Raw genomic sequence first — 24,803 nt, forward strand, 5'->3', positions numbered from 1 at the left:
ATTAGTTCTTTGGTGTAATTTTTATACTTATATTTTATCTTTTAAATAATCATGTGTTCTCTAACATAATTCTAACGCTTGTATATGAAAAATAGTATTATAATCAATCTTTTATTCGTTGTATCGCTAAATTTTTCTTGTGCACAAAACACTGATAACAAAGTAAGTACACCAAAAGAGTCTGTTTTTACAACTGAGCTGTTCGTCGATGAGGTACAGATTCCATGGGGGTTTACCTTCCTTCCTGACAATAGTATTTTAATCACTGAAAAAGAAGGCAAATTGATTCATTTTACCAATGGAAAAAAAACAATAATTAACAATACTCCTGAAGTTTACAACAGAGGTCAAGGCGGATTATTAGATATTGCCCTTCACCCTAAGTACAAAGAAAACGGATGGATCTACCTCACTTACGCATCAACAGACGGCCAAGAAAAAGGCGGACATACCGCATTGATGAGAGCAAAATTGAAGAACAATTCTTTGACCGAAAAACAAGTGCTTTATAAGGCAGTACCAAATACTACAAAAGGTCAACATTTTGGATCTAGAATTGCTTTTGACAACGAGGGGTATATCTACTTTTCTATTGGTGAGCGTGGCGACAGAGATATCAACCCACAAGACATTAAAAGAGATGGTGGTAAAATTTACCGTTTACATGACGATGGGCGTATACCAAAAGACAATCCGTTTATAAGTGAAAAAGGTGCGAAGACTGCCATTTACAGTTACGGACACCGAAATCCGCAAGGGTTGATTAAGCACCCTATTACAGGAGAAATTTGGGATAACGAACACGGACCAAGAGGTGGTGATGAAATAAATATTATTAAAAAAGGAGCTAATTATGGATGGCCTTTAGTTACTTACGGAATCAATTATGGCGGCACTCCCATTACCGATAAAACAGAGATGAGCGGCATGGAGCAACCTATTCATTATTGGGTACCTTCTATTGCCCCTAGCGGAATGGAGTTTGTAACTACGGATAAATACAAAAATTGGAAAGGGAGTCTTTTAGTAGGATCTTTAGCTTTTCAATATTTAGAAAGATTAGTAATGGAAGGAAACAAAGTAACCACCCGTGAAAAATTAATGGACGGTTTAGGTAGAGTACGTGCTGTAAAACAAGGTCCTGATGGACTTATTTATGTAGCCGTTGAAGGAAAAGGAATCTATAAACTAATTCCGAAAAAGTAGCATAATAGCAAGCTCACAAAATCAAAAAAGGTCTGTAATCAAATATGATTACAGACCTTTTTTATGCTAACATAAAAATTAGAAGAGCTACTTACCCCCTACCGGCATCAATTGCTAGCTTTACAGAGCCATGTTCTTTCAACAATGCTTCAGCTGCGGCGTATTCAATATTTAGCCCTTCCATAATGTAACGAGTTCCGCGATCAACCAACTTATCGTTGCTTAATTGCATATTTACCATCTTATTCCCTTTAACTCTACCTATTTTAATCATTAAAGCAGTAGATATCATATTTAAAACCAGTTTTTGAGACGTACCACTTTTCATTCTCGTACTACCGGTAAGAAATTCTGGACCTACATTTATTTCAATAGGAATATCTGCAATTCTAGCAATCGGTGCACCAGGGTTATTTGTAATTGCTGCCGTGAGGATACCGTTTTTCTTAGCATCTTCTAATCCGCCAATTACATATGGTGTACTACCAGAAGCAGCTATACCTACAACTACGTCATTGGTATTAATATCATGTTCCTTCAAATCTAACCAAGCCTGCTTAGTTGCATCTTCTGCATTTTCAACTGCTTTTCTAATGGCTGTATCACCACCAGCAATTAAACCAACTACACGCTCATGTGGGATACCAAAAGTTGGCGGAATTTCAGAAGCATCTAAAATGCCTAACCTACCACTAGTACCAGCACCGATATAAAACAACCTTCCTCCCTTATTAAATCTTTCGGTTAAGGCATCTACAAGTTTTGTTACTTGCGGAATCGTTTTTTCTACGGCATCGGCAATTTTCTTATCCTCCTCATTCATTTTTTGAAGAATAGTAGTGGTATCCATCAACTCTAAATTGTCGTGGTTCGACGGAGTCTCGGTAATTTTTTTGTAATCCATATAATTAAATAATTTTTATATCGTGGTTTCTAAAAGCCTTAAGCAATTCGTCATCAGGCTTTAATTCTGTAATCATCGTATTTATACTATTGATGTCACATGTTTTATAGCGATGCTGAGAATTCAGTTTTTCAGAGATAGACAATAAGACCGTTTTCTTTGAAGCTTTAATTACCGCTTTTTTGATTTGAACAATATCCCAATCAAATTCTGTTAATCCGTAGGTAGCATCAACATATCCTGTACCTATAAAACTATAATCGAACCGTATTTCAGAAATATGATGAATGGCATTTGCGCCAATAGCAATCTGTGCTTCCTTAGAAATTTGTCCGCCGATAGAAATCACATTAATATTTGCCTTATGAGACAATTCCATAGCCACCGGCAAACTGATTGTAAAACAAGTAAGGTTTAAATTCTCAGGTATAATTCTGGCAAGTTCCATACAGGTAGTACCACCATCTAAAAAAATAACGGCACCATCTCGCAACATACTAACTGCCTTGGTAGCAATCGCTGCTTTATCTTCTATCTTATATATATTGGTATTTCTCGCACTATTGGTCATGTAACCCATAGAGATTGCACCACCATGAACCTTACGCAGTTTATTCTCCGCGTCAAGCTCTTTGACGTCACGTCTAATAGTATCTATAGACACGTCTAATGCCTCGGCAATATCTGTTATAAGTATTCTATTGTGTAGATCAACCTCACTTAAAATGGTTTGCTGACGTTCTTCTTTTAGCATGTAATAGCAACTTTATTACTTATGAATATGTCAAAGATAATGATTTTTACCACATGCCGTTTTATGACGTTAATGCTAGTGTAACATAAAATTAAGATTAATTAACGGCACAATACGGCATTATTTCTTGCAAAAAACTGCATCGAATAAAAATAACGCATATATTTGCATGATTTAAAAATCCAAAAATCTACCACTACCTCATGAAAACAACCGTTAAAAATTCTAAAATCGACATCTCACACAAGCCTATAGGTCAGTTTGAAGAAACACGATTCGAAAAAATACATAATGTCATTTTCGAAGACTCCAATGAAGCTTCGATAGTAGTAGCTCATGAAATTGCTGCTTTAATAAAAAAGAGACAAGGGCAAAAGAGAAATTGTGTTTTAGGTTTAGCAACTGGTTCTTCACCAATACGGGTTTATGAAGAATTGGTTCGTATGCATAAAGAAGAAGGTTTAAGCTTTAAAAATGTTATCACCTTTAACTTAGATGAATACTTACCGATGGAGCCGAATAACATACAGAGTTATTTCTATTTCATGCATGAGCATCTTTTTAATCATGTAGATATACCTGAAAAGAATATTCATATTCCTGACGGTACCGTAAGTAATGAAGAAACTACAGCATATTGCTTAAGCTATGACCGCAAAATTAAAGAACATGGCGGTTTAGACTTTCAATTATTAGGTATTGGTAGAACAGGGCATGTTGGCTTCAATGAGCCAGGATCACATTTTAATTCTGGAACACGGGTAATTACTTTAGATCATATAACTCGCGTAGATGCAGCACCTTCTTTTTTAGGAATAGCCAATGTACCTAGAAAAGCAATTACCATGGGGATTGCCACGGTAAGAAAAGCCAAGAGAATTGTTTTATTGGGCTGGGGTGAAAACAAAGCGGGTATTATAAAAAAGACCATTGAAGGTGATATTTCATCGCATGTACCAGCAACCTACTTACAAGAACATGACAATTGTACTTTTGTTTTAGATACTGGTGCAGGTAGCCAATTAACTAGAAATAAAACACCTTGGTTAGTAGATTCTTGCGAATGGAACGAGGAGTTAAAAGCAAAAGCCATGGTTTGGCTTTGTGAAACTACAGGTAAAACTATTTTAAGTTTAACCGATAAAGATTATAATGATAACGGTATGGCTGATCTTTTAGCCTTAGATGATTCTTATGATCTTAATATTGAAATGTTCAATAAATTACAACATACCATTACCGGTTGGCCAGGCGGAAAACCTAATGCTGATGACACCCACAGACCAGAACGTGCTACACCGGCTAAAAAGCGAGTTATCATATTTAGTCCGCACCCAGATGATGATGTTATTTCTATGGGCGGCACTTTTGACAGGTTAGTTGAACAAGGGCATGATGTACATATTGTATATCAAACTTCAGGTAACATTGCAGTTTCAGATACCGATGCTAGAAAATATGCTGAAATAGCTATGCAGATTAATCCGTCTGATGAGGCTAAAAATATTATTAAGTCTATAGCAGATAAAAACGAAACTCGAATTGATGCTCCAGAAGTTAGAAATTTAAAGGGAAAAATAAGAAGAGGAGAATCTTATGCCGCAACCAGGTATATGGGACTTGATGATAAAAACGTACATTTTTTAGATCTTCCGTTTTATGAAACAGGTACTATAAAAAAGAAAAACTTATCTGAAGAAGATATTAAGATTGTTGTTGATATTATCAAACAGATAAAACCTCATCAAATTTATGCCGCTGGCGATTTAGCCGATCCGCATGGTACACATAAGGTGTGTTTAGATGCAGTATTTGCAGCGTGCGAAGAATTGAAATCAGAATCATTTATGAAAGATTGCTGGGTTTGGTTGTACAGAGGCGCTTGGCATGAGTGGGATATTAATGAAATTGAAATGGCAGTACCAATGAGTCCGGGGCAAGTATTGAAAAAGCGATATGCTATTTTCTGCCACCAGTCTCAAAAAGACGGCGTAATGTTTCAAGGTGACGACTCTAGAGAATTCTGGATGCGCGCAGAAGAAAGAAACCGCGATACCGCTAATAAATACAAAGCAATGGGCTTATCATCATACGCAGCAATGGAAGCCTTTGTAAGACATAAATTCAACTAACAACTAAATTGAATTAAAAGGCCTATTTTTAGTTTTAAAATGGGCCTTTTTTACATTTATGACAAAACAACTAACACTACTCACCCTTCTACTTTTACTTCTTAATTCTTGCGGAGTTTTTCAATCGTATGAAAAACACCCAAAGAGAGAATTTAGAGGCGTATGGATTGCTACAGTGGTCAATATCGATTGGCCAAAAAATGGTAATGACACTTCTAAGAAACAAAAAGCAGATTACCTTAAAATTCTAGACTTTTACGAAAAAGAAAACTACAATGCTGTAATCGTACAAGTTCGTGCTGCAGGTGATGCTTTTTACGAATCTGAATATGCACCATACTCCCGATTTTTAACGGGCGAAGAAGGTACGGCACCAAAATGGAATACAGATGTTCTTGAATGGATGATTAATGAAGCGCACCAACGTGGCATGGAGTTTCACGCATGGTTGAATCCGTATAGAGCAACTTTCGATGAAAATTTCGAAGTCCTTTCTGAAACCCATGACTACTGCACTCACCCAGAGTGGATCGTGCATTATGGTAAAAAGAACTACTACAACCCTGGGCTACCTGAAGTACGCAAGCATTTTTCTAATATCATTGCAGAATTGGTTGCTAGCTATGATGTAGATGCCATTCATTTCGATGATTATTTTTACCCGTACACCATTAAAGATGCTGTTTTTAATGACTCTTTAGCATTTGAAACTTACGCTCAAAATGACCAAACTATTGATGACTGGCGACGTAGCAATATAGATTCTCTTGTAAGCCAATCTCACAAAACTATAAAATCGATTAAGCCATGGGTACAGTTCGGTATTAGTCCGTTCGGGGTTTGGAAAAACAATTCGACCGACCCAAAAGGTTCAGATACTAAAGCAGGGCAAACTACCTATGAAGATTTATACGCAGACCCGCTACTTTGGATGGAAAAAGGGTGGATCGATTACCTAGCTCCGCAAGTATATTGGAGTATGGATCTACCTGTAGCGTCTCACACAAAAATTGTAGACTGGTGGTCTAAAAATAATTATGGCACCAATCTTTATATAGGTAATGGTCCATATAAAATTAGAAACAACAGCGATAAAGCCTGGGACGATATTAAAGAGATCCCCAACCAATTAGAACTTGCACGAGAGACTCCGGAAATTCAGGGTAATATCATGTTCAGTGCTAAATCTCTAATGAGTGACAATGATGACGTTGTTGAATATATTCACAAGAAATATTATAAGTTACCCGCTTTGAATCCTATTTTTTCACTGGCAAAAAATCATATTTCAATGACACCTAAACTTTTAGATGTTTCTTTTGTTGATGATGAGGTTATTCTAGAATACGACGATTTAAGAGGCTTGCGTTATGCTCTTCTATATAAGGCTGGCAGAAAAGTAAAAGAGGAATATTCTATTAAAAAATTGCTCTCAAAAAATTTAGTAGTACCGAATTCTAATACCATTCGCATATCAAAATCAGATTACCGTAAATCATTTTACAGTGTCAGCTTTATTGATTTTTATGGCGCAGAAACGAAACCAACAGTCATCAACCTAAAGAACAGTCCTAAAAATGATTCAAAAAGATAAAGGTGCCTGGGCATGGGTTCCAGTTTTATATTTTACACAAGGGCTGCCGTATGTTTTGGTAGTTACCGTTTCGGTAATTATGTACAAAAAATTAGGCGTCAGCAATGAAGACATTGGACTGTATACCAGTTTATTATATCTACCATGGGTTTTGAAACCATTATGGAGTCCGTTTGTAGATCTTAAAAGCACCAAGCGTAAATGGTTTTTAGCCATGCAACTGTTAATTGCAATTTCATTATTGGGCGTTGGTTTAACCTTACCGACCAATATGTTTTTCATATCATCATTAGCCTGTTTTTGGATGGCTGCTTTTGCATCGGCAACTAACGACATTGCCTCAGATGGGTATTATATGTTGGGCTTGACCGAAAAGAAACAATCTTTCTTCGTGGGAATGCGAAGTACTTTTTATAGGTTAGCGATGGTAACCGGTGAAGGATTAATTGTTGTCTTAGCAGGATTTTTAGAAAACAAATATGGTGACAACACCAAAGCCTGGAGCGTAACTATGTCGGCAGCAGCATTTTTAATGTTGATTATGACCGTTGCTAACTTTTTTGTTACTCCGAAATATGAAGCTGAAAATACAGAGGACAAAGAAAAACCTGCTGGGTTCTTAGAAGTATTTACTACTTTTTTCCAAAAACCAGGTATTGGTATTGCGCTGGCATTTATACTTACCTATCGATTAGGAGAATCGCAATTGGTAAAAATGACATCACCGTTTTTATTGGACTCTCCCGATAAAGGCGGATTAGGATATTCAACAGAACAACTAGGAACCATTTTCGGTACAGCAGGAGTTATTTTTCTTTCTATAGGCGGAATTTTAGGAGGAGTTTTAATTTCTAGGGACGGTCTAAAAAAATGGATGCTACCTATGGTACTTTCGCTAAACCTACCTAATATCTTATATGCAATATTAGCAATCACAAATACCACTAATATTTATGCAGTAACGGCAACCGTGATTTTTGAGAAATTCGGTTACGGCTTCGGTTTCGCAGCCTTTTTAATGTACCTCATTTATATTGCCGACGGCAAGTCTAAAACATCGCATTACGCCATTGCCACAGGATTTATGGCACTGGGCATGATGTTACCAGGTATGGCCAGTGGCTATATTCAACAATGGTTAGGTTACGACGGGTTTTTCGTTTGGGTAGTTATTGCTGCCTTACCTACGGTATTCTTACTAAAATTCATTTCTTATCCGGCAGATTTCGGTAAAAAAACAACATCTCCCAATGAATAACATCATACCTACAAAAGAAGCTATAGAAAAACTCTCTTTGACCGAGAAAGTCGGACAGCTTTTTATGCCCGCAGCTTTTATAAATGATACAGAAGAAGAAATTCAGCAATTAGAAAAACTCATATCTGAGCACCACGTTGGCGGACTCTGCTTCTTTCACTCCAGAGCGAGTGCTGCGACCAATTTTGAAGGCAAGAAAAAAATAGTTGTCAATGAAAATAGTTTTGACACCTTAAAAAACCTCATTAAGAGATATCAAAAAGCAGCTACTTATCCCCTACTGATTTCTATTGACGCCGAATGGGGATTAGCAATGCGAATAGAAAATACTCCGCAATACCCATATGCTATAACTCTTGGCTCAAATCCTGATAACGAAGCATTAGTTTTTGAAGTTGGCAAGCAGATTGCAAAAGATTGTAAAACAGCAGGTATTCATTGGAATCTTTCGCCTGTGGTAGACATCAATACGAACCCGAACAACCCTGTAATTGGCTATCGCTCTTTTGGCGATGACAAAACCAATGTAGTTACTATGGCAACTGCGTTTGTAAAAGGCACCCAAAGTGAAGGTGTACTTACGAGCATTAAGCATTTTCCTGGTCACGGAGATACCGCTACAGATTCGCATTTGGGTTTACCCGTTATTGATAAATCAAAAGAAGAACTTATTGAAAATGAGTTGTATCCTTTTCAAAAATTAATTAATGAAGGTGTCGATTCAATTATGGCAGGTCACTTATCCGTTCCCGCTTTAACTACTACTCCAGAATTACCTTCAAGCATTAATAAAGACATTATAACTGGTGTGTTAAGAAATGAAATGGGCTTTGAAGGAGTGGTAATTTCTGATGCGCTGAATATGCATGCCGTGTCAAAACATTACCCTATTAAAGGAGAATTAGAATGGCTAGCTTTTAACGCTGGTAATGATGTATTATGTTTTGCCGAACATATAGAAGAAGGTATTCAGCATATCTTAAAAAATGCCACTGAAACTCAAATTAACAAAAGCATTGAACGCATTTGGCAGCTCAAAGAAAAAGCTATTTTAAAAGAAGATTCAACGCTTAAGCTGACCGACCCAAGTTCTTTAAATAGAAAAATAGCAGAAAACTCACTGACTTTACATCATGGTACTGCTGCAGAAATCACAGCATTTAAAACAACAAATTTCTGTACGCTAACCATAAAACGATTTGGCGCCGACCAAGCGAAGCAAGATATTTTAGATAATATCTTAGAAATGAAAAAAGAAGTTGAACCGGAAACCGAAATCTTACTTCTATTAACTCCGCCACAAATAAAACCGACCAACAAATTCGGATTCTTTGATGAAGAAATCCAGTTTATAAACGAATTGATAACCTCTAAAAATGTTGTTCTGTATCACTTCGGTAATCCGTATGCGTTGAAGTTTTTCAGTACCGAAAAAACAACTGCTACCGTAATAGCTTATCAGAATTTTAAAGAGTTTCAAGATGTAGCAACCGAACATTTTCTAGGTAGTATTGAAGCAAAAGGAAAATTGCCATTTAATATTGAAAAAAGCATATGAATCATAATGGGTGGTTAAGAGTTTTAGCAATCATAATAACCTATTTTCTAATAGTAGGTTTATTTCAAGTTGCGGGTGCTTTACTAGCAGACGTACCGCTGGCCGATATAGACTACCAAGAAACTACCATACAATATGTAATTATGACGGCCCTTTCTTTCTTAGGCACATTTCTACTCATTTGGCTATTTATGAAATTTGTAGACGACGAAAAGTTTATAGAAGTAGGACTTCAAATAAAAAACAGAAAAAAGGATATTGCGATAGGCACATTACTCGGGTTAATAATCATGACTATTGCCTATTTTGGTCTAGCAGCTTCAAAAGAGATTGTATTCTCGAAATTCAATTTTAATTTCCACGAATTGTTTTTAACCACTGTGTTATTCATACTAGTAGCAATTTTAGAAGAAGTGCTGTTTAGAGGGTATATTCAAAAAAACCTAATGCTCTCTTTTAACAAATATGTTGCATTAATAGTTGCTTCTGCACTTTTCGCCTTAATGCATGGCGCCAACCCTAATATAAGCTTGTTTAGTTTACTAGGGCTTTTCTTAGCCGGTATGGCTTTGGGTGCTTCTTATATGTATACAAAAAACTTATGGTACCCAATAGCATTCCATTTTAGCTGGAATCTCTTTCAGTCATTACTAGGCTTCAATGTTAGTGGGCAAGATATTTATAGTATTATTGAATTTACGGTTCCAGAAAACAATAAAATCAATGGAGGTCAATTCGGCTTTGAAGGCTCTATTTTTTCTTTATTCACCGAGTTAATTTTAGTGTTTTTAATCATCTATTATTATCAAATAAAAAAGAAACCCCAATTAATCGCAAATGAAAATATATAAAATTATCGGTCTCATGTCGGGCACATCATTAGATGGTCTTGATTTAGCCTATTGCCACATTTGGGAGAAAAATGGGGTTTGGGAATTTGATATTAAAGAAACTAAAAGTGTCAAGTATTCATCAGAGATGTTGAATACCCTTAAAGATGCTATTAGTTTATCCGCAGAAAAACTTATTGAATTACATAACACTTACGGTACTTACCTTGGTGAGCAAACCTCAATATTTATTAACGAGAACAAGTTAGAAGTAGATTACATCGCTAGTCACGGTCATACCACCCATCATCGACCAGAAATGGGACTTACATTTCAAGTGGGTTCTGGGCAACATTTGGCAAATGTTACAGGCATTAAAGTAATTGCAGATTTCAGAACAAACGATCTGGCACTTGGCGGACAAGGAGCTCCGCTAGTACCTATAGGTGACCGCATGTTTTTTAATGAATATGATTATTGTTTAAATCTTGGTGGTATTAGCAATGTGTCTTTTGAAGTAAAGGATAAGAGAATAGCATATGATATCGGTTTGGCAAATATGATTCTAAACTATATCACCAGAAAAGTTGATTTAGAATATGATGAAGATGGCAAACTAGCACGTTCGGGTAAGATTAACACCAACATGTTAGCGCAATTAAACAATCTAAAATACTACCTATTACCGCATCCGAAATCGATTGGCTATGAATGGTTTTTAGAAGAAGTGGTTCCTATAGTTGAAGATACCGATGATACCATCGAAAATTTACTTCACACAGGTATTCACCATATCTGCGATAAGGTAGCGCAACAAATCAATCTAAATTTCAAACATAACAAGCAGCAATTACTGGTTACAGGTGGTGGCGCATTGAATTCATTTTTAATAGAAACTTTGCAGCAAAAATTGGGCGACACAACAAAAGTAGTTGTACCAGAAAAAATAATCATAGAATTTAAAGAAGCTTTAGTATTTGCTTTAATGGGCGTATTAAGGGTAGCGCAATTAACAAATGTACTCTCATCTGTTACTGGAGCAAAAAAAGATTCCTCAAGCGGAGTATTGTTCATACCCAATTAAACTTTTTTACCTAATTTACTCGATAATCGAGATTTAGATACCCCTAGCGATTTATCGCTGAAGCATATTAATTTTTACTTGAAGTTTGCCTTGACGAATTCTAAGGATATTCACTTCATAAAAACCGAAATAGACATGTCAGAAAAACAAAAGAAAGCAACCGCTTACTGGAAAGAAAATGTTAGATACCTATTCATTTTATTAGCTATTTGGTTCGTTGTATCCTTTGGAGCAGGCATTCTATTTAAAGAAGCTTTAGACACTATTAAAATCGGAGGTTTTAAATTAGGCTTTTGGTTTGCACAACAGGGATCAATTTATGTATTTGTAGTTCTGATTTTTGTTTATGTAAGACTCATGAACAAGTTGGATAAAAAATACGGCTACAACGAATAACAGCACAACCATCAACCACCAAAAAACCACATTATGAGTGTTCAAACCTGGACGTATATTTTAGTAGGAATCACCTTTGCCCTTTATATAGGCATCGCGATATATTCAAGAGCTGGATCCACAAAGGACTTTTATGTTGCCGGTGGCGGAGTTTCACCACTTGCCAACGGGATGGCAACTGCAGCTGATTGGATGTCTGCCGCATCTTTCATTTCAATGGCAGGGATAATTTCTTTTGCAGGCTATGATGGTTCAGTATACCTAATGGGCTGGACAGGTGGCTATGTGTTACTAGCATTACTATTAGCACCCTATTTACGTAAATTCGGGAAATTCACAGTTCCTGATTTTATAGGTGATAGATACTATTCAAAAACAGCACGTATTGTGGCTGTAATTTGCGCATTAATTGTTTCGTTTACTTATGTAGCAGGTCAAATGCGCGGTGTTGGTGTTGTATTCTCAAGATTCCTTCAAGTAGACATTGACACAGGTGTGATTATAGGCATGATTATCGTTCTTTTTTATGCAGTTTTAGGCGGAATGAAAGGCATCACTTATACACAAGTAGCTCAGTACTGTGTTCTGATTTTTGCCTTTATGGTTCCCGCTATCTTCATATCTATTCAAATGACCGGAAACCCTATTCCACAATTAGGTATGGGATCAACTTTAAATGATGGCTCTGGTACATTCTTATTAGATAAGTTAGACGGATTATCAACTGAACTAGGATTCAATGAATACACCGACGGCTCTAAATCTGTAACAGATATTTTTGCCATCACTTTAGCTTTAATGGTCGGTACCGCAGGGCTACCACATGTAATCGTTAGATTTTTTACCGTTAAAAAAGTAAAAGATGCACGTAAATCTGCGGGATTAGCATTGTTACTGATCGCTATTCTATACACTACGGCACCAGCTGTTTCTGTATTTGCAAAAACCAATCTTATTAATACCGTTAGCAACGAAGAATATTCTAGCATGCCGGTTTGGTTTAAAAATTGGGAAGAAACCGGACTACTTTCTTTTGACGATAAAAATGAAGATGGTAAAATTCAATATGTAGCTGATAAGACCAAAAACGAATTAACCATAGATAATGATATTATGGTATTGGCGAATCCTGAAATTGCAGATTTACCAGCTTGGGTAATTGCCTTAGTAGCAGCTGGCGGATTAGCAGCAGCACTTTCAACAGCGGCGGGTCTATTACTTGTTATTTCGGCATCGGTTTCTCATGATTTAGTAAAGAAAGTATTTAAACCGAATATTTCTGACAAAGCAGAATTGTGGGTGGCTAGAGGTGCAGCAACAGTTGCCGTAGTTATTGCCGGTTATTTTGGCATAAATCCGCCTGGGTTTGTAGCTGCAGTAGTCGCACTGGCATTCGGTCTGGCAGCAGCCTCCTTCTTCCCCGCAATTGTTCTCGGTATCTTTTATAAAAAAATGAATAAAGAAGGAGCTATCAGCGGTATGGTAGTCGGCATCGTTCTTATGCTGTTCTATATGACCAAGTTTAAATTCGGCTGGTTTGGCGGCGGAACTCCGGCAGATTGGTGGTTCGGTATTTCGCCAGAAGGGTTTGGTAGTATCGCTATGATTGCTAACTTTATTGTAGCAATTATTGTTTTACAATTTACCCCAGAGCCACCTGAAGATGTTCAAGAAATTGTAGAAAATATTAGAATACCCAGTGGTGCAGGTGAAGCCACAGGCCATTAATTAAAACAAATCAACATTCAACAACAACAACCAAAGGATTTCAAGACCCTTTGCATATTAAACTAACGCATACCATGAGTAATTACCACATTAAACATCTGGAGGAGTATTATCAAGTTTATCGAAAATCGGTCCGTAATCCTGAAGCGTTTTGGGAAGAAATTGCAGAAGAACATTTTGTTTGGCGTAAGCGCTGGGATAGTGTGCTGAGTTGGGATTTTAAGAAGCCAGAAATAAAATGGTTCGAAGGTGCTAAATTGAACATTACCGAAAACTGTTTGGATCGTCATTTACCAACAAGAGGAGAAAAAACGGCAATCATATTCGAACCCAACAATCCTGAGGAGGAAGCACTACATATAACCTATAGGCAATTACATGAGCGTGTTTGTCGTATGGCAAATGTTTTGTTGGACCATGGTGTTAAAAAAGGAGATCGTGTTTGTATTTATCTACCAATGATTCCTGAATTGTCGGTAGCACTTTTAGCATGTGCACGTATTGGCGCGATACATTCGGTAGTATTTGCTGGTTTTTCTTCACATGCATTATCAACACGTATCAATGATTCTGATTGTAAAATTGTACTAACATCAGACGGTTCATTTCGCGGTAACAAATCAATCGATTTAAAAGGTATTGTAGATAAAGCACTAGAAGCTTGCCCTGGTGTAGCGAATGTTTTGGTCGTAAAACGTACAGGATCTGAAATTACTATGCTTCCAGCTAGAGATAAATGGTTACAACCATTACTTGATGAAGCTTATGCAGATTGCGTTGCTGAAATTATGGATGCCGAAGACCCTTTGTTTATTTTATATACCTCAGGATCCACAGGTACTCCAAAGGGGATGGTACATACTACCGCCGGTTACATGGTGTACACGGCATATACTTTTAAAAATGTATTTCAATATACAGAAAATGATGTCTATTGGTGTACTGCTGATATTGGATGGATAACGGGTCACTCATACATAGTTTACGGACCGTTAGCAAACGGAGCAACGACATTGATGTTTGAAGGTGTTCCCTCCTACCCAGATTTTGGTCGTTTTTGGGATGTGGTTCAAAAACATAAAGTAAATCAATTTTATACCGCACCTACAGCAATTAGAGCATTAGCAAAAGAGAATTTAGAATACGTTGAAAAATACGACCTATCTAGTCTTAAAGTATTAGGGTCTGTTGGCGAACCCATAAATGAGGAAGCTTGGCACTGGTACAATAATAATGTAGGTAAAAAGAACAGCCCTATTGTTGATACTTGGTGGCAAACTGAAACTGGCGGTATTATGATTACCCCTATTCCATATGTAACCCCTACTACTCCTACTTACGCAACCCTACCATTTATTGGTATTCAGCCAGCATTAATGGATGAAAGTGCAAAAGAGATAAAAGGAAACCAAGTCGAAGGTCGTTTATGTATTAAATTCCCATGGCCAGCAATTGCAAGAACTATCTGGGGGAATCATGATCGCTATAGAGATACTTATTTTTCAGCATATGAAAATATGTATTTCACAGGTGATGGCGCTTTGAGAGATGCTGTTGGCTATTATAGAATAACGGGGCGTGTAGATGATGTTATCATTGTATCGGGTCATAATTTAGGTACTGCACCAATTGAAGATGCTATCAACGAACACCCAGCAGTTGCAGAATCTGCAATTGTAGGTTTCCCGCATGATGTAAAAGGAAATGCGCTCTATGGATATGTTATTTTAAAAGAAACAGGAGAAAGCAGAGATCGCGATAACCTAAGAAAAGAAATTAATCAGCAGATTACAGAACATGTTGGTCCTATTGCAAAACTAGATAAGATTCAGTTTGTAAACGGACTTCCTAAAACGCGTAGTGGTAAAATTATGCGTAGAATTCTTCGTAAAATTGCCAGTAACGATACTAGTAATTTAGGGGATACAAGTACTTTATTAAATCCGGAAATTGTTCAAGAAATTATGGATAATTCCTTATAAAGGAGTATTCAATTCTTAGGAATAAAAATTATAAAATCCATCAGGATCATTTAACTATGAGTTTGATGGATTTTTATTTTCAACAAAATCTTCGATTGCAAAAGATACTATACTCTGAGATTTAAAGAATATAATTTATGGTTAACTTGAAAATGCACGATTACTAGCAAAAAGAGGTCGCGTTTTAAAGGTCATAAACAGTATTACTGATATGAGTCCGCATACACCTAAACCAGCAAAAAGTGCCCATACAGAATCTTCAATAAAGCTACCCACGAATATAGAAATCGGTATAGAAAGAATGGTAGAAATGAATCCGGTAATCGCTGCACCTATTCCGGCAATATGCCCAATAGGTTCCATGGCTATGGATCTCATATTTCCCCAAATAAATCCTAAGCACAAAAACTGAAGTGAAAGAAATATCAGTAAAATAGTTATGCTTGGGTCTTTAGATCCAAAAAATAACACACTATATAATAAGGCTATAAAAGTAAAAGCTACTAAGGCTGTGAACGATAAATTTCGCATACCAAAACGAAGTACCAAGGTACCATTCATTAAGGTTGAAAAACCAACCGATAGCGCCAACCCTGCAAACACATAAGGAAATGTTTCCGTCAATCCGTAAAGCTCCTCAAAAACATGTTGAGCAGAACTTAAATACACCAAAAAAGAACCCGTAATAAAGCCTGATATCATGGTACATGAAACCGTTTCTTTATGTCTAATAATTTCCTTAGTCCCTCTAACAAATACATGGAATGAGAAAGGTACTTTGTATTCTGGATGCAATGTTTCTGCCTGTCTTTTATAAAACCAAATACTAACTAATAACGCAAAAAATAGCTGCAAATAAAAGATACCTTGCCAACCTGTAATACCCATAACGGCTTTACCAATTGCAGGCGCCACAACAGGGACCAAAATAAAAAATGCCGTTACAAAAGACATTATTTTCGCCATATAATCACCCCGATACGTATCGCGTATAATAGAGATACTAATAGTTCTAGGTGCTGATAAACCAATCCCCTGCAACACACGCCCTACTAGCATTATTTCAAGATTCGGAGCTAACAAACAAACAACACTAGCTATCAAAAAAACAGTAAAACCTATATAAACAATTGGCTTTCTACCAAGACTATCTGAAAGCGGACCAAAGAACAGCTGCCCTACTCCCAAACCTAAAAAAATCATGGTTACCAGCAATTGATTCTGCGTAGGATCAAGACTATTGATAGATATGCCAATATCTGCCATTGCAGGCAAAATTGCATCAATAGTTAACGCAACAATTGACATTAAAGAAGCCATTAGGGCAACAAACTCAAAATTCGGTTTTACCTGTTCATTCTGCATCATGCAAAAATAAGGCTTAACAATACAAGCAATGTTATTAAAAGTTGATATTTGAGTTTATGCATTTTTGAAATTCAAATATGTACTTTTGCATTAAATTACAATGTATGCTGATTATAGGTATTGCCGGTGGAACAGGTTGTGGAAAAACCACAGTAGTAAATCAAATTATAAATGAGTTGCCAAATGAAGAAGTTGGGGTAATTTCACAAGATTCGTACTATAACGACCTATCTCATTTATCTCTTGAAGAAAGACGCAAAACTAACTTTGACCACCCAAGTTCTATAGATTTCGCACTACTTGAGAAGCATTTAATAGCTTTAAAAAATGGAGAGTCTATCGAACAACCTGTATACTCCTTTTTAGAATGTAACAGAACCGCAAAGACTATACTTACCCACCCTACTAAGGTTATTATCGTAGAAGGCATTTTAATTATGACCAATTCTGCTATTCGCAAAATGTTCGATATTAAAATATTCGTACATGCTGACACCGATGAAAGATTGATCAGAAGATTAAAAAGAGATGTCAATGAAAGAGGTTGGGATTTAGATGAAACTATAGAAAAATACCAAGCTGTAATTAAGCCAATGCACGAGCAGTTTATTGAGCCAACAAAAGAATATGCAGATATTATTATTCCGAATAATAAATACAACACTGTTGCCGTTGAAATAGTTAAGAGTATTATTAATGAAAAAATAATGCAAGAGTAATGGCATTCAAAGATTTAAAACAAAAAAAATGGTTTAAAATCATGACTAATATGTATGTATTGGTTCTGTCCGTTTTTCTTGTTTGGATGCTTTTTTTTGATACCAACTCCCTTCTAATTCATTTAGAATTAAGAAAAGAGATAAAAAAACTGGAAAAAACCCAAGACTTCTTGAAAGATGAAATTGCTAGGGATAAAAAAATTATTGAAAAATTATCTGACGAAGATGAGCTTGAGCGCTTTGCTCGAGAAGAGTATTATTTGAAGAAAAAGAATGAAGAAATTTATCTTATTGAATACGAGGATAGTTTAAAAGTCAAGGATAAAGAATAGTTTTTAATATCATTTTAATAAGTTTTAGCCTTTCTACATACTACACAATAAACAGCGGCTTAACCATTTCATAATTAAAAGTTTAACGCTTTATTAAAGAAAAGTAAGTGCTTATTCACTTAGTGTTAACAAAAAGCTTTCATTAGCCCCATAAATAATTGTATTTTTACCACCTAACTTACTTTGAACATGGGCAAGATTATTGCTATAGCCAATCAAAAAGGAGGCGTAGGTAAAACTACCACTACAGTTAACTTAGCTGCCTCTCTAGGTGTATTGGAAAAAAAGGTTTTATTAATCGATGCTGACCCCCAAGCAAATGCAACTTCTGGGTTAGGTATTGATGTTGATGGTGTTGAACTTGGCTCATACCAGCTGATGGAACATACTAAAACTGCTAGGGAAACAATTATACCTACAACCTCCCCTAATGTAGACCTTATACCTGCACATATCGATCTAGTCGCCATTGAAATAGAATTGGTTGACAAAGAAGAGCGTGAGTACATGATGAAAAAGGCAATTATAGATCTTAAGAATGATTACGATTATATCTTAATTGATTGCGCACCTTCATTAGGTTTATTAACCTTGAATGCACTAACCGCTGCAGATTCGATAATTATACCAATTCAATGCGAATATTTTGCTTTAGAAGGACTGGGCAAATTATTGAATACAATAAAAAGTGTTCAAAAATTACATAATCCAGATTTAGATATTGAAGGCATGTTATTGACTATGTACGATTCTAGGTTACGATTGTCGAACCAAGTAGTTGATGAAGTAAGAAAGCATTTCGGTGATATGGTTTTTGAAACTGTAATTCAACGTAATGTTAGATTAAGTGAAGCTCCTAGTTATGGAGAAAGTATAATCAAATATGATGCTGCCAGTAAAGGAGCAACAAACTATTTGAACATGGCTAACGAGATAGTCAAAAAAAATAAGCAGACGGTTTAAGTATGGCAAAAGCGACAAAGAAACAAGCTTTAGGTAGAGGACTTTCGGCTCTTTTAAAAGATCCGGAGAATGATATTAATACAGCATCAGATAAGAATGCAGATAAAGTTGTAGGTAACATTATCGAGCTCGATTTAGAACACATTGAAGTAAACCCATTTCAACCTCGTTCTAATTTCAATGATGAGTCTATAAAAGAATTAGCCACTTCTATTAGAGAACTTGGTGTAATTCAACCAATTACCGTTAGAAAATTAGGATTTAACGAGTATCAATTAGTATCTGGAGAACGAAGATATCGTGCTTCTAAACTTTTAGGTTTAGACACCATACCGGCATATATACGTATCGCTAATGACCAAGAGTCTTTAGAGATGGCATTGGTCGAAAATATACAACGACAAGATTTAGACCCAATAGAAATTGCACTTTCTTACCAACGTCTTATAGACGAGATTAATCTTACTCAAGAGAGATTGAGTGAGCGTGTTGGTAAAAAACGCTCTACAATTGCCAATTATTTGCGATTGTTGAAATTAGACCCGATTATACAAACGGGTATGCGTGATGGTTTTTTAACTATGGGTCACGGTAGAGCTTTGGTCAATATTGACAAAAAGCAAGATCAAATATCACTTTACGAAAAAATTATCTTTGACAATCTTTCTGTTAGAGATACCGAAAGTGCCGTAAAAGCATACCACGCAGATGAAGTACCTACTGACGATGTAGTAAAAACGGTAAAAAAAGAAGCTTCTGTTTTTGTTCGTAAGGGTATTAAAGAACTTACAGATGCCTTATCAGTAAAAGTGGATATAAAATCTGCTGATAATGCAAGAGGAAAAATAACCATACCATTTAAGTCTCAAGAGGAATTTGACCGTATCAAAAAATTGATAACAGGTGCGTAACTATCTTTCATTATTAAGTACTCTATTATTATTCATTAATTTTTCCTTTTCTCAAGAGGAACAAGATTCTATTCCTAAAACTGAAATAGATAGTGTACAAGCTGACCTTGCCAAAAATGGTGTTGTCATCAAAGATTCTGTTTCCTTCAAAAAAGCTAAAAAAGAATTCAATCCATTAGCACCAAGTAAAGCAGCATTTTACTCTGCAGTTCTGCCTGGCATGGGTCAAATTTATAACAAGCGATACTGGAAAGCCCCTATTGTCTGGGGAGCTATTGGCGGAAGTGTTTACATGTACATCTACAACAATGATCAATATCAACGTTTTAGAACAGCATTCATAAGAAGGCAAGCTGGTTTTACAGATGATGAATTTAATGGCGAAGGTATTTTACCATTGTTTGGTGATGACGATCTTGAATATCAACAAGAACGTTTTCAGAGCGATCGTGATCTTTGGTTAGTAGCTGCAATTGCATTGTATGCTTTAAATATAGTCGACGCCAACGTTGACGCGCATTTAAAACAGTTTAATATTGATGATGACCTTAGTATAGACTTTGAGCCCTATCTTGATTTAAATCAAGTAACCAATAGTCCTAATTACGGAATGGCATTAATTATAAAATTTTAAGAATGAGAATCGCACTTTTCGGATACGGAAAAATGGGGCAAATGATAGAACAAGTCGCTATAAAGCGTGGTCATCAAATTGTTGCCAAAATTGACGAAAATTCTGAAAATATTGATTTTAGCACGATGGATGTTGCTATTGATTTCAGTATGCCAGAAGCTGCTTTCGGCAATATCACTAAATGCTTTAACAACAATGTACCTGTAATATCAGGTACCACTGGTTGGCTAGATAAATATGATGATGCTTTAACTCTTTGTAATGAAAAAAAAGGAGCATTTATATATGCTTCTAATTTTAGTTTAGGAGTTAACATTTTTTTCGAGTTGAATAATTACTTGGCAAAAATGATGCAAAATCTTCCTGAATACAGCACTGAGTTAGAAGAAATACATCACACGCAAAAGCTAGATGCACCTAGCGGAACAGCAATTACTTTAGCTGAAGGTGTTATTGCAAACTCCAACTATAAGCAATGGAAGTTAGACAGTGCATCTCAAGAAACTTTAAAAATTACATCTAAAAGAATTGGCACTGTACCTGGTACACATACAGTAGCCTACGATAGTATTGTTGACAGTATTGAGATAAAGCATACTGCTCACAATAGAGAGGGTTTTGCCCTAGGTGCAGTTACAGCGGCAGAATGGATTATTGGCAAAACAGGCGTTTTCTCTATGCGAGATGTGTTAAACCTAGGTTAAAAACGTAACAAAAATCAATCTCAAAGACTTATGAATTATTGATGACTTAATTAGCATCAAAAAAATTCATTCTATTTCAATAAAAATTAAAGAATATGAACGGCACTCAATGGATTATTTTTATTCTCATTGTACAAGTAATACATTTTTTAGGTACTTGGAAACTTTACGTAAAAGCAGGAAGAAAAGCTTGGGAGGCAGCAATACCTGTTTACAACGCTATAGTTTTAATGCAAATTATTAATAGACCAAAATGGTGGGTTATATTATTATTCATACCCATAATCAACTTATTGATGTTTCCGGTAATATGGGTAGAAACCATAAGAAGCTTTGGTAGAAATAGTAAGTTAGAAACTTGGATCGTTGTCTTAACACTTGGTTTATACATTTACTATGTAAACTATACACTAGATGTTAAATACATTGAAGACCGATCTTTACATCCAACAACTGCAGCAGGCGAATGGGTAAGCTCTATTTTATTTGCTGTTGTAGCAGCTACATTGGTACATACCTATTTCGTACAACCTTATGTAATACCAACAGGGTCATTAGAACGTACCTTAAGGGTTGGTGATTTTCTTTTCGTAAGTAAGTTTCACTATGGCGCCAGAACACCCATGACGACAGTTGCCGCACCAATGGTACATGATACGTTACCAGGCTTGGGAATTCCTTCTTATTTAAAAAAGCCACAACTACCCTACTTTAGATTACCAGGCTTTACCAAAGTTGAAAGAAACGATATAGTAGTTTTCAGTTGGCCTGCTGATACCGTTCGTGTATTTTTCAAAAAAGAAAAAGGCGTTGACAAGCCTATTGACAAAAAATCAAACTATGTCAAACGTTGTGTCGGCGTACCAGGCGATTCTTTAGAGGTTCGTAATGGTTATGTTTTTATAAACGGAAAGCAATTAGAATTACCGAAAAGCGCTAAACCACAGTTCGACTACGATATCTATAGCTCTAAGGGAGTATCGTCTAGAACACTTGATAATTTAGGCATTACCGATTTCACTAGAAAATACCAATCAAGTCCGCTGAACCAAGATCAAGTAAATGGATTAAGATCCTATATAATGGGCTTTAATCAAACCGAAAACGGACAACTAGAACTTTACACAAAGGCATCTGGTATTCCTGCGAATGTGATATCTAAATATAGATTAGCATTAAAAGAAGTTACCGATCGCAAACGTACTGTGCCCTTAACTGCTGACATGGTAAATTCGCTTAGAAAGGACCCTAATATAGATTCTGTAGTTCAACAAGTTGCGGCAATAGGGAGAAGAGGCATCAACTTATTTCCTCAGAGTCCTGATTACCCATGGAACTATAGTCAAATGGGACCTATTTACATTCCTCAAAAAGGAGCTACAGTAGACCTGAACCTAAAAGTACTTCCTCTTTACAAAAAGATAATAAAGGAGTACGAAAAGAACGAAATTTCGGTATCTGGAAATCAAATTAGTATTAATGGGTCGCCAGCTACTACATATACTTTCAAACAAGATTACTTTTGGATGATGGGTGACAACAGAGACCACTCTGAAGATAGTAGAGCTTGGGGTTATGTACCAGAAAATCATATTGTCGGTACTCCTATTTTTATTTGGATGAGCTTTGATAATTTCACGGAAGGCATTAGCAACTGGAGACCAAGATGGGATCGTATATTCACTACAGTGAATGGCGATGGAGAACCACAATCTTATTTCAAATATTTCTTAATATTACTCGTAGCCTATTTCGTAGGAAATTGGTTCTGGAAACGTAAAAAGGAAAAAAAGTGAAATTAATTCATCCCTCTTATTTTCCGAACATATTAACTTTCAGCTATATTATGCACCACCCAATTTGTTGGGAGGTAAATGATAATTACCAAAAACAGACGTTTAGAAATAGAACATATATTTCTAATGACCGAGGTAAGCATATATTAAGCATACCGATCATTCATGCTGGTAGAGCAGATGGAAGGCAAAAATATAAAGATGTTTTAATAGACAATTCTTATCCTTGGCAACGTCAACATTGGCGCACCTTAGAAACAGCCTACAGAACATCTCCTTTCTTTGAGTTTTATGAAGATGATATTAGACCACTTTATCATCAAACTTACGAAAGCCTGCTTGACTTCAATTTAAAGACTATAGAGACGATATTTGAATGTCTTCAACTAGAAACACCTACAGAGAAAAGTCTTGCATATGAGACCACCCCTGAAGGTAAAGAAGATTTTAGATTTTTAATAAGCGCTAAGTTTAAGCCTCAATTGAATATAGAACCTTACACACAAGTGTTTGGTGATCGACATGGCTTTACCCCTAATTTAAGTATATTAGATCTGTTGTTCAATTTAGGACCTAATAGCATACAGTATCTAAAACACGAGTTCATAGCTGCTGACAATGATTAGATTTATAGCGCATTATGGTATACATTTTATTGTACCCATTATAATTGCTATTTATTTCTATAAAGAAAATAAGCTCTGGTCTGCGGTTATATTATTATCTGCAATTGTAATTGATGTTGACCACCTTTTGGCTACACCAATGTTTGACCCTAACCGTTGCAGTGTAAATTTTCATCCGCTACATAGTTATTGGGCAATTGGTGCTTATACGCTGTTATTCGCTTATAAGAAAACTCGAATTATCGGTTTGGCTTTGCTCCTACATATTTTAGCTGATACAGTAGACTGTTACTTTATTCGCCAGACAATTTAAAAGTTGCCATGATAGGCTCATGGTCAGAAATATCGATTTTGTAATTTTTATGAGATATGAAAGTAAAACTTGGATCTCCTAAAATCATATCTATTCGAAAAGGGAATTTCCAAAATTTTATGGTTTCACCATACCCATGTCCCGATTCTAAGAAGCTATCTTTTAAATCTCCTTTAATATTAAAATACACTTTAGAGAATTGTGTATTATTAAAATCACCACCAACAATAACAGGATAAGGACTCGTATTAATATGATTTCTAACGATATCTGATTGCCGTTGCTGCTTATCAAAAGAATCTCTAAGTCGAACAAACAGCTTGTCTGAGCGCTCCTTTTTGAAGTAATTTGGTCTTATGCTTAAAGATTCTAAATGCAGATTATAAAAACGAACTGTATCTTTTTTGAAAACGATATCAGCATAAATGCCCTCATTGTAAGTATTAGGAAAATCCAACTCACCGTTATTGATTATTTTAAACTTAGAATAAATAGCTAAATCTTTACTAGATTCTTCATCACCAACTTCAAATTTATTTGCTAAATATGGATAGCTCTTCAACATATCACCCTTGACGTAATGAGACTCAAATTCTTGAAAATAAATAATATCAGGATTCTCCCCTTCCACAAACTCTATAACCTCGGGACTTGTTATATTCTCCCAATCACCATGATATTTACTATGAAAGCCCAATGCATTATAAGTTAATAATGAAATAGTTTCAGAATCAGCCATATTTTTTGACCTCCCATTAAACGCAATAAATGAACCCAAGGTAAAGTAACCGAAAACTAATATGGAAAGAGACAGCAGTAGATATATCTTTTTACCAATTAACCAATACAAGAAAAATAGCATGTTAACAATTACCAATGCAGGTACTGTTAAACTAATAAATGCTAAACTAGCTATAGAAGTATATGGAACAATGCAGGCCAAAAATAAACTGAAAGCTACAATCACATTTAAGAGCAACATGAACTTTTTAAAAAAAGACATTTTCTTCA

The 24,803-nt window shown here is 35.8% G+C and carries 23 protein-coding genes; 19 read left to right on the plus strand and 4 right to left on the minus strand.

Annotated elements, in window-relative coordinates; genetic code table 11:
* Positions 1-84 precede the first annotated feature (84 nt).
* Complete coding sequence (locus QSV08_RS08720; RefSeq protein WP_324028006.1) at positions 85-1,206, plus strand: PQQ-dependent sugar dehydrogenase; 1,122 nt, start codon at positions 85-87, stop codon at positions 1,204-1,206.
* 91 nt (positions 1,207-1,297) lie between these two features.
* Here QSV08_RS08720 and murQ read toward each other — a convergent pair whose 3' ends face one another.
* Both murQ and QSV08_RS08730 read right to left on the minus strand, forming a co-directional pair.
* Positions 1,298-2,110 carry an N-acetylmuramic acid 6-phosphate etherase gene (gene murQ, locus QSV08_RS08725; RefSeq protein ID WP_324028007.1) on the minus strand — a complete coding sequence of 271 codons (813 nt, stop codon included), beginning with the start codon at positions 2,108-2,110 and terminating at the stop codon, positions 1,298-1,300.
* A gap of 4 nt (positions 2,111-2,114) precedes the next feature.
* On the minus strand, positions 2,115-2,864 hold the full coding sequence (locus QSV08_RS08730) for a DeoR/GlpR family DNA-binding transcription regulator (protein ID WP_324028008.1): 750 nt from the start codon (positions 2,862-2,864) through the stop codon (positions 2,115-2,117).
* A gap of 203 nt (positions 2,865-3,067) precedes the next feature.
* On the opposite strand from QSV08_RS08730, the gene nagB reads away from it, so the two are divergent.
* From nagB to acs, 9 genes are all read left to right on the plus strand, one after another.
* On the plus strand, positions 3,068-4,996 hold the full coding sequence (nagB, locus tag QSV08_RS08735) for a glucosamine-6-phosphate deaminase (protein WP_324028009.1): 1,929 nt from the start codon (positions 3,068-3,070) through the stop codon (positions 4,994-4,996).
* Between the two features lie 58 nt (positions 4,997-5,054).
* Positions 5,055-6,590 (plus strand): glycoside hydrolase family 10 protein, encoded by a 1,536-nt coding sequence (locus QSV08_RS08740; RefSeq protein WP_324028010.1) that lies wholly within the window; start codon positions 5,055-5,057, stop codon positions 6,588-6,590.
* On the plus strand, positions 6,574-7,848 hold the full coding sequence (locus QSV08_RS08745) for an AmpG family muropeptide MFS transporter (RefSeq protein WP_324028011.1): 1,275 nt from the start codon (positions 6,574-6,576) through the stop codon (positions 7,846-7,848). Before QSV08_RS08740 ends, QSV08_RS08745 begins: the two co-directional genes overlap by 17 nt.
* Positions 7,841-9,406 carry a glycoside hydrolase family 3 protein gene (locus QSV08_RS08750; RefSeq protein ID WP_324028012.1) on the plus strand — a complete coding sequence of 522 codons (1,566 nt, stop codon included), beginning with the start codon at positions 7,841-7,843 and terminating at the stop codon, positions 9,404-9,406. Before QSV08_RS08745 ends, QSV08_RS08750 begins: the two co-directional genes overlap by 8 nt.
* Complete coding sequence (locus QSV08_RS08755; RefSeq protein ID WP_324028013.1) at positions 9,403-10,257, plus strand: CPBP family intramembrane glutamic endopeptidase; 855 nt, start codon at positions 9,403-9,405, stop codon at positions 10,255-10,257. Before QSV08_RS08750 ends, QSV08_RS08755 begins: the two co-directional genes overlap by 4 nt.
* Positions 10,244-11,320 carry an anhydro-N-acetylmuramic acid kinase gene (locus tag QSV08_RS08760; RefSeq protein WP_324028014.1) on the plus strand — a complete coding sequence of 359 codons (1,077 nt, stop codon included), beginning with the start codon at positions 10,244-10,246 and terminating at the stop codon, positions 11,318-11,320. The genes QSV08_RS08755 and QSV08_RS08760 overlap by 14 nt, the downstream gene beginning before the upstream one ends.
* A gap of 135 nt (positions 11,321-11,455) precedes the next feature.
* The gene (locus QSV08_RS08765) at positions 11,456-11,716 is read left to right on the plus strand and encodes a DUF4212 domain-containing protein (RefSeq protein ID WP_324028015.1); all 261 of its coding nucleotides are present in this window, start codon (positions 11,456-11,458) and stop codon (positions 11,714-11,716) included.
* A gap of 33 nt (positions 11,717-11,749) precedes the next feature.
* A complete protein-coding gene (locus QSV08_RS08770) occupies positions 11,750-13,444 on the plus strand; it encodes a sodium:solute symporter family protein (protein ID WP_324028016.1) in 1,695 nt (564 codons plus the stop codon).
* Positions 13,445-13,518: 74 nt separating this feature from the next.
* The gene (gene acs, locus QSV08_RS08775) at positions 13,519-15,426 is read left to right on the plus strand and encodes an acetate--CoA ligase (protein ID WP_324028017.1); all 1,908 of its coding nucleotides are present in this window, start codon (positions 13,519-13,521) and stop codon (positions 15,424-15,426) included.
* 141 nt (positions 15,427-15,567) lie between these two features.
* On the opposite strand, the gene QSV08_RS08780 is transcribed toward acs, so the two are convergent.
* Positions 15,568-16,791, minus strand: coding sequence for a multidrug effflux MFS transporter (locus QSV08_RS08780; RefSeq protein WP_324028361.1), 1,224 nt, complete (start codon positions 16,789-16,791; stop codon positions 15,568-15,570).
* A gap of 107 nt (positions 16,792-16,898) precedes the next feature.
* On the opposite strand from QSV08_RS08780, the gene udk reads away from it, so the two are divergent.
* From udk to QSV08_RS08825, 9 genes are all read left to right on the plus strand, one after another.
* Positions 16,899-17,513 carry a uridine kinase gene (gene udk / locus QSV08_RS08785; protein WP_324028018.1) on the plus strand — a complete coding sequence of 205 codons (615 nt, stop codon included), beginning with the start codon at positions 16,899-16,901 and terminating at the stop codon, positions 17,511-17,513.
* Complete coding sequence (locus tag QSV08_RS08790; protein ID WP_324028019.1) at positions 17,513-17,845, plus strand: FtsB family cell division protein; 333 nt, start codon at positions 17,513-17,515, stop codon at positions 17,843-17,845. The genes udk and QSV08_RS08790 overlap by 1 nt, the downstream gene beginning before the upstream one ends.
* A gap of 189 nt (positions 17,846-18,034) precedes the next feature.
* Entirely contained in the window at positions 18,035-18,808 is a 774-nt protein-coding gene (locus tag QSV08_RS08795) for a ParA family protein (protein WP_324028020.1), read from the plus strand.
* 2 nt (positions 18,809-18,810) lie between these two features.
* The gene (locus QSV08_RS08800) at positions 18,811-19,719 is read left to right on the plus strand and encodes a ParB/RepB/Spo0J family partition protein (protein ID WP_324028021.1); all 909 of its coding nucleotides are present in this window, start codon (positions 18,811-18,813) and stop codon (positions 19,717-19,719) included.
* A complete protein-coding gene (locus QSV08_RS08805; RefSeq protein WP_324028022.1) occupies positions 19,712-20,353 on the plus strand; it encodes a DUF5683 domain-containing protein in 642 nt (213 codons plus the stop codon). The genes QSV08_RS08800 and QSV08_RS08805 overlap by 8 nt, the downstream gene beginning before the upstream one ends.
* 2 nt (positions 20,354-20,355) lie before the next feature.
* Entirely contained in the window at positions 20,356-21,057 is a 702-nt protein-coding gene (gene dapB / locus QSV08_RS08810; RefSeq protein ID WP_324028023.1) for a 4-hydroxy-tetrahydrodipicolinate reductase, read from the plus strand.
* 95 nt (positions 21,058-21,152) lie between these two features.
* Positions 21,153-22,853 (plus strand): signal peptidase I, encoded by a 1,701-nt coding sequence (lepB, locus tag QSV08_RS08815; RefSeq protein WP_324028024.1) that lies wholly within the window; start codon positions 21,153-21,155, stop codon positions 22,851-22,853.
* Positions 22,850-23,479, plus strand: a complete 630-nt coding sequence (locus tag QSV08_RS08820) for a WbqC family protein (RefSeq protein WP_324028025.1) — start codon at positions 22,850-22,852, stop codon at positions 23,477-23,479. The genes lepB and QSV08_RS08820 overlap by 4 nt, the downstream gene beginning before the upstream one ends.
* Positions 23,472-23,792 (plus strand): DUF6122 family protein, encoded by a 321-nt coding sequence (locus QSV08_RS08825; protein ID WP_324028026.1) that lies wholly within the window; start codon positions 23,472-23,474, stop codon positions 23,790-23,792. Before QSV08_RS08820 ends, QSV08_RS08825 begins: the two co-directional genes overlap by 8 nt.
* On the opposite strand, the gene QSV08_RS08830 is transcribed toward QSV08_RS08825, so the two are convergent.
* Positions 23,773-24,795, minus strand: coding sequence for an endonuclease/exonuclease/phosphatase family protein (locus QSV08_RS08830; RefSeq protein ID WP_324028027.1), 1,023 nt, complete (start codon positions 24,793-24,795; stop codon positions 23,773-23,775). The two genes, QSV08_RS08825 and QSV08_RS08830, sit on opposite strands and share 20 nt — an antisense overlap.
* Positions 24,796-24,803 lie beyond the last annotated feature (8 nt).

It is taken from the genome of Maribacter sp. BPC-D8, assembly GCF_035207705.1.
Lineage (GTDB): Bacteria > Bacteroidota > Bacteroidia > Flavobacteriales > Flavobacteriaceae > Maribacter.